Genomic DNA, 362 nt, shown 5'->3' on the forward strand with positions numbered 1-362 from the left:
ATTGTGCTGCAAGTGTTACCCAAAAGTAGCCATTTGTGAACCACGCCCAGATGCTCAAACAAATCAGGCGAAACGCTGATATCACGGCTCATTATGGCTTTGACATTATCATCAAATCTCTGCCCGAACCGGCTTATTGAGATTGGTGCAAGATCTGAGCCTTTTACGAACAGCACTGCTGGCTGTTCGATAAACCTAAAAGAAACACAATTGTCGCGATGGGGACGACAATCGAGGCTTTTCAAGGTTGATTAGTTTGTGTTTCTTAGGAGTTATCTTTAGGTCTAGTACGATAGCTTCTGACTCAATGGCTCAGCCTGTTCAACTCCTCACTTCTGGCGGTCAAGCAGTCATAGGACAGC

At 45.3% G+C, this 362-nt stretch carries 1 protein-coding gene; it reads right to left on the reverse strand.

Going from position 1 to position 362, the window contains the following annotated elements; genetic code table 11:
• Window positions 1-245: hypothetical protein (locus CKL79_RS23680; RefSeq protein ID WP_205879200.1), on the reverse strand; the 245-nt coding region annotated here is incomplete at its 3' end.
• Window positions 246-362 lie beyond the last annotated feature (117 nt).

Origin of the sequence: Leptolyngbya sp. BC1307 (assembly GCF_002286735.1) — a bacterium.
GTDB lineage: Bacteria > Cyanobacteriota > Cyanobacteriia > Phormidesmidales > Phormidesmidaceae > Phormidesmis.